Source organism: Vibrio sp. 2130-1 (assembly GCF_033339515.1).
In genome coordinates this window covers 1-628 of record NZ_JAWOUT010000419.1, presented here as the reverse complement: position 1 = coordinate 628, position 628 = coordinate 1, and the positions used below count along the sequence as shown (strand labels likewise).

1 protein-coding gene is annotated in these 628 nt (G+C 35.5%); it reads left to right on the top strand.

Annotated elements, in window-relative coordinates; translation table 11 throughout:
- Positions 1-10: 10 nt before the first annotated feature.
- Positions 11-628 (top strand): LysR family transcriptional regulator (locus R7Q09_RS26590; RefSeq protein ID WP_318143999.1); only part of this gene is annotated, 618 nt, incomplete at its 3' end.

Here is a 628-nt window from a genome sequence, read left to right as displayed (position 1 = left end):
CAGCGTCTTTATGCAAAAAACAATTGACTTAAACTTAATACATACATTCTTGGTTGTTACTGACACTCTTTCTTATACAAAAGCTGCCGCTCAACTAGGAGTAACACAGCCAGCGATTAGCGCTTCAATAAAAAGGCTGGAAGAAGCTTCCAAAAAAAAGTTATTTGTTAAAAATGGTAGAGGGATTGAGCTAACAAGTACTGGTCAGGAGTTACTGCCAAAATTTTATAATGCTATAAATATTATCAATGACGCTCTCTCTAAATCTGAGTCACTAAAAGTATTCTGCAATGATGTATCCCTACAACATCTAACATCAATGGACAATGTGGTTCTTAATGAGACAACGTCGGATGAAAACGCACTTTGTGAGTTACTTCATAACAGAACGGCAGATCTAATCGTTGGAAATGTTACCAATAACCAGACATCCGTATTAGTGGAGGAAATCTACCGAGAGCCGTTAGTGGTTATTTGTAGAAAAGATCATCCTAGGATTGGGAATCGAATGGATATAGATACTTTCTACAATGAAAAGCATTGTGTTTTAGCAATGAATTGGGATTTAGATAAAGAAGTTGAGTCTTCACTAAATATCACGTTAAAAACTAGCCAAATAGAATTGATT